The 14,030-nt window shown below is 72.6% G+C and carries 10 protein-coding genes; 5 read left to right on the top strand and 5 right to left on the bottom strand.

Going from position 1 to position 14,030, the window contains the following annotated elements; genetic code table 11:
- Nucleotides 1–20: 20 nt before the first annotated feature.
- A complete protein-coding gene (locus tag ACGFIM_RS20715; RefSeq protein WP_393202501.1) occupies nt 21–1,490 on the top strand; it encodes an MFS transporter in 1,470 nt (489 codons plus the stop codon).
- Here ACGFIM_RS20715 and ACGFIM_RS20710 read toward each other — a convergent pair.
- Both ACGFIM_RS20710 and ACGFIM_RS20705 read right to left on the bottom strand, forming a co-directional pair.
- Nucleotides 1,451–2,197 carry a methylenetetrahydrofolate reductase gene (locus ACGFIM_RS20710; protein WP_378785529.1) on the bottom strand — a complete coding sequence of 249 codons (747 nt, stop codon included), beginning with the start codon at nt 2,195–2,197 and terminating at the stop codon, nt 1,451–1,453. The genes ACGFIM_RS20715 and ACGFIM_RS20710 overlap by 40 nt on opposite strands.
- A 10-nt stretch (nt 2,198–2,207) precedes the next feature.
- On the bottom strand, nt 2,208–2,861 hold the full coding sequence (locus ACGFIM_RS20705; protein WP_393202599.1) for a TetR/AcrR family transcriptional regulator: 654 nt from the start codon (nt 2,859–2,861) through the stop codon (nt 2,208–2,210).
- Between the two features lie 71 nt (nt 2,862–2,932).
- Between ACGFIM_RS20705 and ACGFIM_RS20700 the strand changes: the two genes are divergently transcribed.
- Nucleotides 2,933–4,348 carry a DHA2 family efflux MFS transporter permease subunit gene (locus ACGFIM_RS20700; RefSeq protein ID WP_393202498.1) on the top strand — a complete coding sequence of 472 codons (1,416 nt, stop codon included), beginning with the start codon at nt 2,933–2,935 and terminating at the stop codon, nt 4,346–4,348.
- Here the strand turns inward: ACGFIM_RS20700 and ACGFIM_RS20695 are convergent.
- Both ACGFIM_RS20695 and ACGFIM_RS20690 read right to left on the bottom strand, forming a co-directional pair.
- Complete coding sequence (locus ACGFIM_RS20695; protein WP_393202496.1) at nt 4,309–6,189, bottom strand: ABC transporter ATP-binding protein; 1,881 nt, start codon at nt 6,187–6,189, stop codon at nt 4,309–4,311. The genes ACGFIM_RS20700 and ACGFIM_RS20695 overlap by 40 nt on opposite strands.
- 34 nt (nt 6,190–6,223) lie before the next feature.
- Entirely contained in the window at nt 6,224–8,302 is a 2,079-nt protein-coding gene (locus tag ACGFIM_RS20690) for a PhoX family protein (RefSeq protein WP_393202494.1), read from the bottom strand.
- Between the two features lie 141 nt (nt 8,303–8,443).
- Between ACGFIM_RS20690 and ACGFIM_RS20685 the strand changes: the two genes are divergently transcribed.
- Nucleotides 8,444–8,881, top strand: a complete 438-nt coding sequence (locus ACGFIM_RS20685) for a sterol carrier family protein (protein WP_393202492.1) — start codon at nt 8,444–8,446, stop codon at nt 8,879–8,881.
- A 362-nt stretch (nt 8,882–9,243) separates the two neighbouring features.
- On the opposite strand, the gene ACGFIM_RS20680 is transcribed toward ACGFIM_RS20685, so the two are convergent.
- Nucleotides 9,244–11,250: a hypothetical protein gene (locus tag ACGFIM_RS20680; RefSeq protein ID WP_393202490.1), complete on the bottom strand. Its 2,007-nt coding sequence runs from the start codon at nt 11,248–11,250 to the stop codon at nt 9,244–9,246.
- 259 nt (nt 11,251–11,509) lie between these two features.
- Here ACGFIM_RS20680 and purF point away from each other — a divergent pair, with 259 nt between their 5' ends.
- A complete protein-coding gene (gene purF, locus ACGFIM_RS20675) occupies nt 11,510–12,946 on the top strand; it encodes an amidophosphoribosyltransferase (protein WP_393202488.1) in 1,437 nt (478 codons plus the stop codon).
- Nucleotides 12,943–13,968, top strand: coding sequence for a phosphoribosylformylglycinamidine cyclo-ligase (gene purM / locus ACGFIM_RS20670; protein ID WP_393202486.1), 1,026 nt, complete (start codon nt 12,943–12,945; stop codon nt 13,966–13,968). Before purF ends, purM begins: the two co-directional genes overlap by 4 nt.
- Nucleotides 13,969–14,030 lie beyond the last annotated feature (62 nt).

Genomic DNA, 14,030 nt, shown 5'->3' with positions numbered 1-14,030 from the left:
CGTACGTCATAGTGGAAGTCATGGTCGCGGTCACCTCACCCGACGCCACCCGCATGCGCTACGCCTGGCGGGTCTGCGCGGTCACCAGCCTGGGCCTGGTCCTCATCGGCATCGCGGGCAGCACGCTGAACGTGGCGCTGCCCGCCGTCGTGCGGCACTTCCAGGCGGGGCCGCTGGAGTCCGGCTGGATCCTGCTGTCGTTCCTGCTGGTCAACACCGCGAGCCTGGTGTTCTTCGGCCGGGTGGCCGACCTGCTGGGCAGGCGCGAGGTCTACCTGACCGGGTTCGCGCTGTTCACGCTGGCCTCGCTGCTCGCCGGGCTGGCGCCGTCCGTGGGCCTGCTCATCGCGATGCGGGTGTTCCAGGCGATCGGCGCGGCCATGATCCTGGCGAACGGCACGGTGATCATCACCGACGCGTTCCCGCCCGAGCGGCTCAGCCAGGGCATGGGCGTCTACATCGGCACGCTGTCGGTGGCCCAGCTCGCCGGGCCGACGCTGGGCGGCCTCATCGCGCAGGCGGCCGGCTGGCAGTGGATCTTCTGGGTGAACGTGCCCGCCGGGCTGCTCGCGCTCGGCGTCGGCGCGGCGGTCCTGCGCAGGATGCCCCGGCGGCCCAGGCAGCCGGTGGACGCGCTGGGCAACGTGCTGGTGTTCGCCGCGTTGTCGGCACTGCTGCTGGCGCTGTCGGAGGCGGGCTCGCGGGGTGTCTCCAGCCCGGTCGTGCTCGCGGGGGCGGCGGCGTTCGCCGTGCTGGTGCCGCTGATCGTGTGGGCCGCGCGGCGGTCGGAGAACCCGGTGCTCGACCTGCGGCTGTTCGGCGGGCGGCTGCTGGCGTGCGCGAACCTGGCCTCGTTCTGCAACGCGCTGGCCCGCTCGGCGCTGATCCTGGTCGTCGCGCTGTACTTCCAGGCGGCGCGGGGCGTGGACGCGTTCGAGGCGGGGCTGAGCGTGCTGCCCGTGCCGGTGGGGATCGGGCTGGCCTCGCCGATCGTGGGCATGCTGGGGCGGAAGGTGTCGCCGTACGCGCTGTCCGTCGGCGGCGCACTGCTGAGCGCGGCCGGGCTGGGCACGCTGGCGCTGACGGCCGGCGCGCGCACGCCGTACTGGGTGATCGGGATCGGGCTGTTCGTGGCCGGCTGCGGCAGCGGAACGTTCCTGACCGGCAACACCACCCAGGTGATGAGCGAGCTGCCGGCCGGCAGCCTGGGCGTGGTGAACGGGCTGCGGGTGATGGTGATGAACGTCGGCATCGTGCTCAGCGTCGGCCTGTCGCTCAGCGTGCTGACCTCGTCGGTGGGGCCCGAGCTGCGCGCCCAGGTGTACGCGGGCACGCTGTCGGCGCTCTCGCCGGTGGCCGTGGGGCAGCTCATGGACGGCTTCCAGCGGGCGTACGCGGTGCTGGCCGCCGTGGCCCTGGCGGGGGCCGTGCTCGCTGTCCTGGCACGGCCTCAGAGCGCGGCGGCCAGCCGCGCCTCCACCTCGCGGTAGCGGGCGACCGGGATAAGGTGCACCCCGGCGAACGCCCCGCTCTCGCGCAGCGCCAGCACCTGCTCGCACGCGGCCTCGACCCCCGCCATCCGGTCGGCCGCCACCGCGCTCACAAGCTCGTCGGGGATGGCGATCTCGGGGATGGCGGCGGCCAGGGTGCGGGCGTGCCGCTCGCTGGCCAGCACCATCACGCCCGCGTAGACCGGCAGATCGACGGGGTGCTCATCGCGCCAGCGGAGCTGGGCCTCCACCGAGAAGCTGACCTGCGAGAACAGGAAGTCGGCTGTGCGCTTCCAGGCCGGCAGCGGGCGCAGCGCCGCCGCCGCGCCCACCTGGAAGCCGGGCGAGAACTCCCGCGCCTCCTCGATCATCGAGCGCACGGTGAGATCGCTCGTACGGTTGCCGCTCGCGGGCTTGTCGCCGTAGACGAACAGGAAGCGCTCGACGCCGTACGCGGCGGCCGTCAGCAGGTCGCGGCGGAACCCGAGGAGGTTGCGGTCGCGCGAGTTGAGGCAGGCGATGCCGCGCCCGCCCATCGCCTCGACCTCGTGCGCCACGGCCACGCTGGAGACGGTGGCGCGGCCGATGTGGTTGTCGGGGATGAGGAAGGCGTGGGCGATCGTGCTCAGCGTGCCGATCTGATGCCTGACGTGCTTCAGATCGGGGCGGGTCGGCGGTTCGATCTCACAGATCAGCTCGAAGGCCATGATCGGGACTCTAACGTCTGGCCGCCAGCGCCTCTATGCCGCTGATGACGAGGTCGACGCCGAAGGTGTCGTACAGGCGGGCGTCGAGCGGGGTCACCAGGAGGTGGGCCATCTCGACCAGGTGGGGGTAGGCGTCGGCGTTCAGCGCCTGCAGCCCGGCCCGCTTGGTCCTGCCGATCTCCTCCACCTCTTCTGGCGTGCGGCCCGCGCGGTGGCGCACGGGCGCGCCGGCGAAGGAGATGGCCGAGTCCAGCAGGTATTTGGTGATGAGGCAGCTCTCCTCGACGCCGAAGCCGGCCAGCCGGGTCAGCCGCAGCGCCGCCTCCCAGACGGTCAGGAAGCTCGGCACCGTGATGGGGTCGATCTGCTCCAGGATGGTCTTCGCGCACGGGTAGGAGCGCAGGGTCCTGATCAGGCCGAGGGTGAGCTCGCGGAGCTGCTCCTGCCAGGGCCGCTCGTCGGCCTCCTTGGGGGCGAAGCCGCTGATCAGGTGGTCGGCCATGCCGATGAGCAGCTGCTCTTTGTTCTTGTAGTGCCAGTAGAGGGCCATCGGGGTGACGCCCAGGTCGGCGGCGAGGCGCCGGATGGTCACGGCCTCGATGCCCTCGGCGTCGCCGATCTGCAGCGCGCGCTCCGCGATCGCCTGCGCGGTCAGCTTTCCCATCACGGTTGACAACTATACGGCGTACAAGTTACCTATACGCCGTACAAGTACGGTGTATAGGAGGCTTCATCGTGAAGTGGTGGGCGCTGGCCGCCGTGACGCTGGGCGGCTTCATGACCTTCCTGGACAACAACGTGGGCAACGTCGCGTTGCCCACCATCCAGCGGGACTTAGAGCTGACGATCTCGGGGCTCGAATGGATCGTGAGCTCGTACGTCCTGGTGTTCGCCGGGCTCATGCTGGCCGGCGGGCGGCTCGCGGACGTGCTCGGCGCCCGCCGGGTCTTCCTCACCGGGCTGGCGATCTTCACGCTGGCCTCGCTGGCAGCCGGGCTCGCCGTCTCCGGCGGGATGCTCATCGCCGCCCGCGCCGCGCAGGGCGCCGGCGCGGCCCTGCTCGCGCCGGCCACGCTCACGCTGATCCGGCAGACCTTCACCGACCCCGGCGAGCGCGCCAAGGCGGTGGGCATCTGGGGCGCGGCGATGCCGCTGTCCATGGCGATCGGGCCCGCCGCGGGCGGATTCATCAGCGAGCACCTGCACTGGAGCTGGATCTACCTGATCAACGTGCCCATCGGCGTGGTGACGGCCGCGCTCGCGCTGTGGGCGATCGCGCCGGCCGGTGACCGGGTGCGGCACAGCCTCGACCTGCCCGGCCTGGTCACCTCCGCACTCGCGCTGTTCGCTTTGACGTACGCGCTCATCGAGGGCGAAAGCGCCGGCTGGACTTCGGCCCCGATCCTGGCCTGCCTCGGCCTGGCCGTGCTCGCGTCGGCGGCGTTCCTCCTGGCCGAGCGGCGGGCAGCCGAGCCGATGATCGTGATGTCGCTGTTCCGCTCGCGGGTGTTCTCCGGCGGCCTGCTCATCACCGGCGTCTGGACGTTCGGCGTGTTCGGCGTCTACTTCTTCAGCGCCCTGTGGCTGCAGAACGTGCTCGGCTTCTCCCCCACCGCCGCGGGCGCGTCGTTCGTGCCGATGGCGGTGGTGATGGGCGTGCTGTCGGTGCTGTCACAGCGGATCGCGGCGCGCTTCGGCGTCGCGCGCACGGTCGCGCTCGGCATGACGTTCATGGCGGTCGCGATCTTCATGCTCTCCCGCGTCGGCGCGGGCGCCGGCTACGCCGACGTGGCCCCCTGGTTCATCCTGTACGGCCTCGGCGGCGGCCTGCTCGTCCCCCTGACGGCCGCCATCCTCGACGGCATGCCCGGCGAGCGCACCGGCATCGCCTCCGGCGCGCTCAACGTCTTCCGCCAGGTCTTCGGGCTGCTCGGCATCACCGTGCTCGGCGCGATCCTGCACGCCAGGCAGGGCGCGAGCGGACTGCCGCCGGTCGCCGCCTTCCTCGACGGCTACCGGTTCACGCTGGTCATCGCGGCCGTGGTGGTGCTGACCGGTGTACCGATCGCGCTCTACGCGCTGCGGCGCGGCCGGTCCGCCGCCGGCGACGCTCAGGCGGCGGCCCCCGTGGCCGTCGGGTCCTCGAACTGAGTGCGGTACAGCTCCTCGTAGCGGCCGCCCGCCGCCAGCAGCTCGGCGTGCGTGCCGCGCTCGACCACCCGCCCGTCCTCGATCACCAGGATCAGGTCGGCCGCCCGCACCGTGGACAGCCGATGCGCGATCACCACGGCGGTCCTGCCCTCGAGCGCCTCGCCGAGCGCCGCCTGCACCGCCGCCTCCGACGTCGAGTCCAGCGCGGCCGTCGCCTCGTCCAGGATCACCACGCGGGGCCTGGCCAGCAGCAGCCGGGCGATCGTGAGCCGCTGCCGCTCGCCACCCGACAGCCGGTAGCCGCGCTCGCCCACCACCGTGTCCAGCCCGTCCGGCAGCGACCTGATGAGCTGGGCGAGGCGGGCGCGGGTGAGCGCGTCCCACAACTCCTCCTCGCTCGCCTCCGGCCTGGCCAGCAGCAGGTTGTTGCGGATGGTGTCGTGGAAGAGGTGGCCGTCCTGGGTGACCATGCCGAGCGTGTCGCGGATGGAGTCGGCGGTCAGGTCGCGTACGTCCACGCCGCCGATCCGCACCGCGCCCGAGTCCACGTCGTACAGGCGCGGGAGGAGCTGGGCGATCGTGGATTTGCCCGCACCCGACGAGCCGACCAGCGCCACCATCTGCCCGGGCTCGGCGCGGAACGACACCCCGTGCAGCACCCCCTCGCCCCCGCGCGTGTCGAGCACGGCCACCTCCTCGAGCGAGGCCAGCGAGACCTTGTCGGCCGACGGGTAGGAGAAGCGCACGTCCTCGAACTCCACCGAGACCGGGCCGTCCGGCACCTCGCGGGCGCCCGGCCGCTCCTGGATGAGCGGCTTGAGGTCGAGCACCTCGAAGACCCGCTCGAAGCTGACGACCGCGCTCATGACGTCCACGCGGGCGTTGGCCAGCGCGGTCAGCGGGGCGTACAGGCGGGTGAGGAGCATGGCCATCGACACGAGCGCGCCCGGTTGGAGCTGGCCGCGCAGGGCGTAGAAGCCGCCCAGGCCGTACACCAGGGCCAGGGCGAGAGCCGAGACCAGGGTGAGCGCGGTGACGAACGTCGTCTGCGTCATCGCGGTGCGCACGCCGATGTCGCGGACCCTGCGGGCCCTGCGGGCGAACTCGGCCGACTCGTGCGCGGGCCGGCCGAACAGCTTGACCAGCGTCGCGCCCGGCGCGGAGAAGCGCTCGGTCATCTGGTTGCCCATGGCCGCGTTGTGGTCGGCCGCCTCGCGCCGCAGCCGGGCGATCCTGCCGCCCATCCGCCGCGCCGGCAGGATGAACACCGGCAGGAGCAGCAGCGCCAGCAGCGTGATCTGCCACGAGATACCGATCATGGCGACCAGCGTCAGCGCGAGCGTGACGAGGTTGCCCACCACGCTGGAGAGCGTGTCGGTGAAGGCGCGCTGCGCGCCGATCACGTCGTTGTTCAGCCGGCTCACCAGGGCGCCCGTACGGGTCCTCGTGAAAAACGCGATCGGCATCTTCTGGACGTGGTCGAAGACCGCCGTACGCAGGTCGAGGATGAGATCCTCGCCGAGCCCCGCCGACAGCCACCGGTTCAGCAGCCCGAGCCCGGCCTCCGCGATCGCGATCCCGGCGATCGCCAGCGACACCGTGACCACCACGCCGAGCGGCTCGCCCTGGAAGATGGCGTCCACCACCCGGCCCGCGAGCAGCGGAGAGCCCACGGCGAGGCCCGCGAGCACGATGCTGAGCAGCACGAACCACGTGATCTTCGCCCGATGCGGCCGGGCGAAGGCCGCGATGCGCCGGAGCGTCGCCCGCGACGGCTTGCGACGCTCCGGCCGGTTGTTCATCGAGTACAGCTGGTGCCAGGCCGTCATCTCCATGCTCATGGCATGGACGGTAGGACCTGGACTTAACTTGAGGTCAAGCCCCGATCTTCTTGCCCTTGCCGTGCCAGACCACCGCCACCGCCGGGCGCGGCTGGTCGCCGTCCGGCCAGCGGCTGGCCGGGTTCTCCGGCGATGCGCCGTCGATCTCGCCCGGGTGCTGCACCGCCACGAACACGCTGCGCTGGTCGGAGGAGACCAGCGGGCCGCACGTCTCCGCGCCCACCGGGACGGTCAGGAACTGGCGCAGGTGCCCGCGCTCCTTACCCTTGACCGGCATCACGAACAGGCCGTCGTTGGAGCCCAGCTCGTTGCCGTCCGTGGAGATCCACAGATTGCCGTCCTTGTCGAACGTCACGTTGTCCGGGCAGGAGATCGGCGAGACCTTGCGCTTGTCGTAACCGGCGAAGTAGGTGTCCGGGTCCTTCGGGTCGCCGCACACCAGCACCAGCGACCAGGCGAAGCGCCGCTCGCCCGCGTCGCCGCCCCGCTCGGTGATCTCCAGCACGTGGCCGTGCTTGTTCTTCGCGCGCGGGTTCGCCTCGTCCACCTGGGCCGGGGTGCGGTTGGTGTTGTTGGTCAGCGCCACGAACACGCCGCCGGTCACCGGGTTGCGCTCGATGTCCTCGGGGCGGTCCATCTTCGTCGCGCCCACCTTGTCGGCCGCGACCCGCGTGTAGACCAGCACCTCGGCCGCCGACATGCCCTTAACATGCGAGCGGTCGCCCGACACCAGCGGGATCCACTCGCCCGAGCCGTCGAACTCCTTGTCCTTCGGCAGCTTTCCCGACCCGTCGATCTCCTTCTTCGGGCTGTCGCCGGTGAACTTGGCGACGTACAGGGTGCCCTCGTCGAGCAGCGAGCGGTTGTGCCGGTCGTTGCCCGGGATGTAGCGGTCCTTGGAGACGTACTTGTAGATGTACTCGAAGCGCGAGTCGTCGCCCATGTAGACCACCAGGCGGCCGTCGCGGGCCAGCGTGGTGGTGGCCGCCTCGTGCTTGAACCGGCCGAGCGCGGTGCGCTTGATCGGCGTCGAGTCGGGGTCGAACGGGTCGATCTCCACGATCCACCCGAACCTGTTGGCCTCGTTCGGGTGCTTGGCCAGGTCGAAGCGCTCCTCCACCCGGTCGAAGCGGCGGTTGTCCTCCGGCGTGCCCGTGGTGATCGTGTAGCGCTCGATGTACGGCTTCTGCTTCGCGGGGACCTTGTCGCCGTTGACGAAGTACTGGTCGATGTTCTCCTCGGCGGTCAGCACCGTCTTCCACGGCGTGGTGCCGCCCGAGCAGTTGTTGAGCATGCCGATCGGCGTGCGGCCCTTCGGGTCGGCGGCCGTCCTCAGCAGCTCATGACCGGCGGCGGGGCCGCTGAAACGCATCTTCGTCTGGGCCGTGATGCGCCGGTTGTAGCGCCGGCGGCCCTTGGTGACCAGCCGCCACTCGCCGCTGCCGCCGACCCGCTCGATCTCCACCACCGAGCCGCCGTGCGCGGCCAGCGCGATCCTGATCTCCTCCTCCGTGGCCTCGGCCCCGCCCGTGTAGCCGCGGAACATCAGGCTCTCGTCGGTGTACTCGTGGTTCACCCACATCAGCGCCCGGTCCCGGCCCAGCGGGAACACCGTCACGTAGTCGCAGTTGTAGCCGAACTGCTTGCTCTGGGCCTCCGCCGTCTGGTTCTCGAAGTCGAACTCCGGCGCGTCCGGCAGCACCGGGTCGCCCCAGCGCACCACCACCGAGGACTTGTAGCCGTCGGGGACGCGCAACGCGTCCTCCTTGTTCGGCGGCACCGGGGTAAAGCGCAGTCCGGAGCCGCCGCCGGGACGGCTCGCCGTCTCCGCCGCCCCCGCCGTCGCCGCCTGCCCGTCCGCGAGCGCCGGCGCCGCCCCCGCGATGCCCGCTCCCGCGACCAGGGCGCCGAGCGCGCCGGCCCGCAGCACGCCGCGGCGCGACAGCGCCTCCTTCACCACGTCGCCGAAATAGGCGTTGTCCGTGGTGTTGGCGACGTCGTGCGCGCACGCGTTGCCGCACCGGAACCGACAGGTCAGCGCGGATCGGCCACCTTTGTGCGGGGCCGGCAGCAGCGGCAGCAGCCGACGGCCTCCCGCGTTGGGGTTCGCCACAGGTCCTCCAAGAAGTACGCAGTTGTACGGCGGGGAGGCTACGGGCGGCGTCGAAACCGGAGGTGAACGAAACTCACCCTCTCGATGAACGCCTCTCGATGAACGCCTCTCGATGGACGGTCGCCGCGAGACAATGGAGGGGTGCCACCACGCAAGCTCGACCCGGAAAAGCTCAGAGCCGCGCTCGACGGCCAGCTCGTCGCCCTCGACTCGCCCCCTTTCGACGGGCCCGCCTCCGCCCTGCCCGACGCGCTCGTCGCCGCCGTGCTCGCCGCCTACGACCGCGGGCTGCGGCCCGAGCGCGACGCCGCCAGGCTCGCCGTGCGATACCTCCTCGACAAGCTCGCCGCCGCCGCGCCCGGCCGCACCGTCGAGGTCCGCGTGCCGCCGTACGCCGCCGTCCAGGCCATCGAAGGGCCCCGCCACACGCGCGGCACGCCGCCCAACGTCGTCGAGATGGACGGGCGCACGTGGATCGAGCTCGCGCTGGGGCGGCTCACCTGGGACGAGGCCGTCGCCAAAGGCGCCGTCTCCGCCAGCGGCTCTCGCGCCGACCTCTCCCCGTACCTGCCCCTCTGACCCGCCCCGCCACTCGGCCCCGCCGCGTCCCACTCGGCCCGGCCCCCCACTCGGCCCCGCCGCATCCCACTCGGCCCGGCCCCCCACACGGCCCCGCCGCATCCCACTCGGCCACGCCGCATCCCGCCCGGCCTTCCGCGACCCCGCCGTCTCGGCCCGGCCACTGACGACCTGCCGTCCGGCCCGCCGCTCGCGGCCTGACGCAGCCGCAGCCGCTCCCCCTGGCACTTACGCGCCCTCAGCGACTCCGGCATCGGTGCCGCCCTGCGGCCGTGGCGGCCCTCCGGTCGCGGCCCCCGGTCGCGGCCCCCGGTCGCGGCCCGGCTCTGAGCGGATAAGGCCTCCGCAGCGGGCCGGCCTGGTCACTCGGTGCCGGTCATCCACGGGAACTTCGACTCGAAGCAGCGATCGGCGGCCGGGCTCGGCAGCTGGGCGCATTCCTGCACCACGTTCCAGAACCAGATCGCCACGATCGCGAACAGGATCAGCGACAGGACGCTGATCACGATGCCGGCGATCGCGCGGCCCCGGCCCGCGCCCTTGGCCAGCGCGACCCAGCCGAAGATGATCGACAGGATCGCGGTGATCAGGCCCGTGAAGCAGACGAAGACCAGGAACGGGCTGGCCACGCCGAGCACGAGCGAGGCCGTCGCCAGGCCATTGCCCGGGCGGGGCGGCTGGTACTGGCCGTAGCCGTACTGGCCGCCTCCCGGGCCGTAGGGCGCGCCTGGAGGCGGAGGCGGCGGGTAGCCGGGCGGGCCGCCGTACGGGCTTGACGGCATCGTGCCCGGGATCGTCTGGTCCTCGTCGCGCCCGCCCTGGTACGGCTGCCCCTGCCCGGACGGGTACTGCCCGGACGGGTACTGCCCGGACGGGTACTGCCCGGGCTGGTGACCCTGGCCCGGCTGCTCCCCTTCGCCCGGCTGCTGCCCCTGGCCCCCTGGCCCTTCGCCTGACTGCCAGCCCTGGCCCTCTTGCCCTTCGCCTGACTGCCAGCCCTGGCCCTCTTGCCCTTCGCCCGGCTGCCGGCCCTGGCCCTCTTGCCCTTCGCCCGGCTGCCGGCCCTGGCCCGCCTGCGCCTCACCCGGCCGATAGCCCTCACCCGGCCGATAGCCCTGGCCTGGCTGGTAGCTCTGGCCCTGCTGTCCCTCGCCCGGGAGGCAGATGCCGCCCGGCTGGTCGCCCTCGCCCGGCATGCAGACGCCGCCCGGCTCCTCGCCCTCGGCGGGCCCGTGGCCACGGCCCTGCTCGTACTGGCGGCCCTCCCGGTACGCCTGGTCGCGCTGCTCCTGCTGCTCGGCCGGGTGGGCCTGGTCGCCGCCCGGCCCGCCCGCGTGCGGCGGCGTGCCGGCCGGACCGGCTCCTGCGGGTGGCGTGCCCGCCTGGCCGCCTTCCCAGCGCGAGCCGCCCGGTGGCGCGAAGTGCGGCTGGTCCGGCTGCTCGTAGCGCGAGGGCTGCGGCTTGGCCGGTGGCTCGTCCTCCTGCGGCGCCTCGCCCCACCCCGGGTAGGCCGGCCTGCCGCCGGGGATGGGGAACACCTGCGTCTCCTCGGCGTCACCGCCCGAAGGCCGCTCCTGCGGGCCCTCGGGTGCTCGCGGCTCCTCCCCCGCGTCCTCGCCGCCGACGGGACGCAACCGCCCGCCCGCGTCTTCGCCCCCGGCTTCCGTCCCGGCTCCGGACGGGCCTTCCCGGCCCTCGGCCGGCCGTGACGACCCGGCCGAGCCGGAGCCGCCGATCGGCCCGGGAACCTCGGGCGCTGCCGGCAGATCGGGATGAGCGGGCCGCTCGGGCGAGGTCCCGCCGGCCGTGGCGGACGGGCCCCCGCCGCCGATCGGGCCGGGAACCTCGGGCGCGGTCGGCAGGTCGGGGTGAGACGGCCGCTCGGGCGAGGTCCCGCCGCCGACGGGCTGCGAGGTCTCGGGTGAGGTCGGCAGGTCGGGGTGTGCGGGCCGCCCGGCCGGTCGGGGCTCGTGCGTCGGCGGCACGTCGGGCGGCGGCACCACGGGCGGCGCGGGCGCGATCGGCTCCTCGCCCGGCCGCCTGGGCTCACCCGGCCCCTGCGGCGCCCGACCTGGCCGCACGGACTCTCCCGGCCGCACGGACTCACCCGGCCGCACGGACTCTCCCGGCCGCACGGACTCACCCGGCCCCTGCGGCGCCTGACCCGGCCGCACCGGCTCGTCCGGCCCCCCAGGCTCACCGGGCGCCTCGTCCGGGCGTTCGTCGTCCTCGCCGGGCGGGCGGCCGGGTGGGTGGTCGTCGCCGGGCAGGGCGCCCTCGTTCCACCACTCGGGTTCGGGCGTGTCCTGCTGCTCTCGAGGCTGGTCCTGCCCCGGGCGGGGCTCGTTGGGGTCCCCAGGTGTGGTCACGTCTGCGTCTCCCGACGGGTCTGCATGCCGGATACTTCACCCTTTCGCGGAGAGCGACCGCTAAACCGCGCGACACGGTAAGAGAGCCCTCATCCTTGGGTCAGCGTGTGACAAAAGGTCAGGACGCGAGTAAGGGAACGGGCGATCGGCAGGGGGACGCCACACCGACACTGAGGACGAAAGCGGGCAGGTCGCCACAGACCCGCTGAGTCACCCCCAGGTGTGCAAGCACGTACGAGGCCAACCTAGACTGAGGCATGTGCTGAAGGGCGACGGCCGGCTCGGCCATGACCTGGACCCTAACGACCGCGCACCTAAAGACGCCTGTGGCGTCTTCGGCGTCTGGGCTCCGGGCGAGGAAGTTTCCAAACTCACCTACTACGGGCTGTACGCGTTGCAGCACCGCGGGCAGGAGTCCGCGGGCATCGCGGTCAGCGAGGGCAGCCGCATTCTCGTCTACAAGGACATGGGCCTGGTCGCCCAGGTCTTCGACGAATCGGTGCTCAGCACCCTGCGCGGCCACCTGGCCATCGGACACTGCCGCTACTCCACGACCGGCTCCAGCGTGTGGGAGAACGCACAGCCCACGCTGAGCTCCACCGAAGTGGGCGGGCTCGCGCTGGCCCACAACGGCAACCTCATCAACACCCCCGAGCTGGCGCAGCGCCTGGCGCCCGGCTCCATCCGCGCCACCACCGACACCGAGGTCCTGACGTCGCTGCTCGCGCAGGACCGCAGCAGGTCCGTCGAGGACGCCGCCGCCGAGCTGCTTCCGCAGGTCAAGGGCGCGTACTCGCTGGTCTTCATGGACGAGCGCACCCTGTATGCGGCCCGCGACCCGCAGGGCATCCGCCCGATGGTGCTCGGCCGCCTCGAGCGCGGCTGGGTGGTGGCCTCCGAGACGGCGGCGCTCGACATCGTGGGCGCCACGTTCATCCGCGAGATCGAGCCGGGCGAGCTGCTGACGATCGACGAGCGCGGCGTCAGGTCCCGCCGCTTCGCGCTCGCCGACCCGAAGGGCTGCCTGTTCGAGTACGTCTACCTGGCGCGCCCCGACACCACGATCGCCGGTCGCGGCGTGCAGACCACCCGCGTCGAGGTGGGCCGCATCCTGGCCAGGGAGCACCCGGTGGAGGCCGACCTGGTCATCCCCACGCCGGAGTCGGGCACGCCGGCCGCGGTCGGCTACGCCCAGGAGAGCGGCATCCCGTACGGCCAGGGCCTGGTGAAGAACTCGTACGTGGGCCGCACCTTCATCCAGCCGTCGCAGACCATCCGCCAGCTCGGCATCAGGCTCAAGCTCAACCCGCTGCGCGAGGTCGTGGAGGGCAAGCGGCTGATCGTCGTGGACGACTCGATCGTGCGCGGCAACACGCAGCGCGCCATCGTGAAGATGCTGCGCGAGGCGGGGGCGCGCGAGGTGCACGTCCGCATCTCCTCGCCGCCGGTGGCCTGGCCGTGCTTCTACGGCATCGACTTCGCCACCAGGGCGGAGCTGATCGCGGGTTCGCTGACGGTGGAGGAGATCAGGGCCTCTCTGGGCGCCGACTCGCTCGGCTACATCTCGCTCGAGGGGCTGACGAAGGCCACGACGCTGCCCGCCGACCGGCTGTGCCGGGCCTGCTTCACGGGCGAGTACCCGATTCCGATCGACCAGGACAACGTGGGCAAGTTCGTGTTGGAGAGCAAGGCGTGAGCACGTACGAGGCGGCCGGCGTCGACATCGAGGCCGGCGAGCGCGCCGTCGAGCTGATGAAGGACAAGGTGGCGCGCTCGCGGCGGCCGGAGGTCGTGGACGACGCGAGCGGCTTCGCCGGTCTCTTCGACGCCTCCGCCCTGCTGCGCTACAAGCGCCCGCTGCTCGCCACGTCCACCGACGGTGTCGGCACCAAGGTGATGATCGCCCAGCGGTACGGCAAGCACGACACGATCGGCATCGACCTGGTCGGCATGGTCCTCGACGACCTGGTGGTGTGCGGGGCCGAGCCGCTGTTCATGACCGACTACATCGCCTGCGGCAAGGTGGTGCCCGAGCGCGTCGCCGAGATCGTGGGCGGCGTCGCGGAGGGCTGCCGGCTGGCCGGGGCGGCGCTGGTCGGCGGCGAGACGGCCGAGCACCCCGGCGCGATGGGCCCGGACGAGTACGACCTGGCGGGCGCCGGCACCGGCGTCGTCGAGGCGGATGCGATGCTCGGCCCCGACCGGGTCGCGGCGGGCGACGTGGTGCTGGGCCTCGCCTCGTCCGGCATCCACTCCAACGGCTACTCCCTCGTACGCCACGTGCTGCGCGAGGCGGGCCTGTCGCTCGACGCCGTGCTGCCCGAGCTGGGCCGGCCGCTGGGCGAGGAGCTGCTCGAGCCCACGCGCATCTACGCGCTCGACTGCCTGGAGCTGGCCAGGCGGGTGGAGGTGCACGCATACGCCCACATCACCGGCGGCGGCATCGAGGCTAACCTGTCGCGCTCGCTGCCCGCGCACCTCGACGCGGTGCTCGACCGCTCGTCGTGGACGCCTCCGGCGATCTTCGGCGTGCTGGCCGGCCACGGGCGCATCGCGCAGCCGGACATGGACAAGACGTTCAACCTCGGCGTCGGCATGGCCGCCGTGCTGCCGGCCGGCGCGGCGGACGCCGCGATCAGGCTGCTGGCCGAGCGCGGGCTGCACGCCTGGGTGCTGGGCGAGGTCGTGCCGGGCGAGGGGCGGGCCCGCTACCGCTGACCGTCGCGAAGGCGAGCACCGGTCCTCCCGCCGCCGGGTCCCCGAATGCCGGCGGCTGCTCA

Source organism: Nonomuraea sp. NPDC049309 (assembly GCF_043196965.1).
Taxonomy (GTDB): domain Bacteria; phylum Actinomycetota; class Actinomycetes; order Streptosporangiales; family Streptosporangiaceae; genus Nonomuraea; species Nonomuraea fastidiosa.
This window is presented reverse-complemented; position numbering and strand designations above follow the sequence as displayed.

Coding starts and splice junctions, on each gene's coding strand:
- ACGFIM_RS20715 (WP_393202501.1), top strand. CDS start 21: ATGGTCGCGGTCACCTCACCCGACGCCACCCGCATGCGCTACGCCTGG.
- ACGFIM_RS20710 (WP_378785529.1), bottom strand. CDS start 2,197: ATGGCCTTCGAGCTGATCTGTGAGATCGAACCGCCGACCCGCCCCGAT.
- ACGFIM_RS20705 (WP_393202599.1), bottom strand. CDS start 2,861: ATGGGAAAGCTGACCGCGCAGGCGATCGCGGAGCGCGCGCTGCAGATC.
- ACGFIM_RS20695 (WP_393202496.1), bottom strand. CDS start 6,189: ATGAGCATGGAGATGACGGCCTGGCACCAGCTGTACTCGATGAACAAC.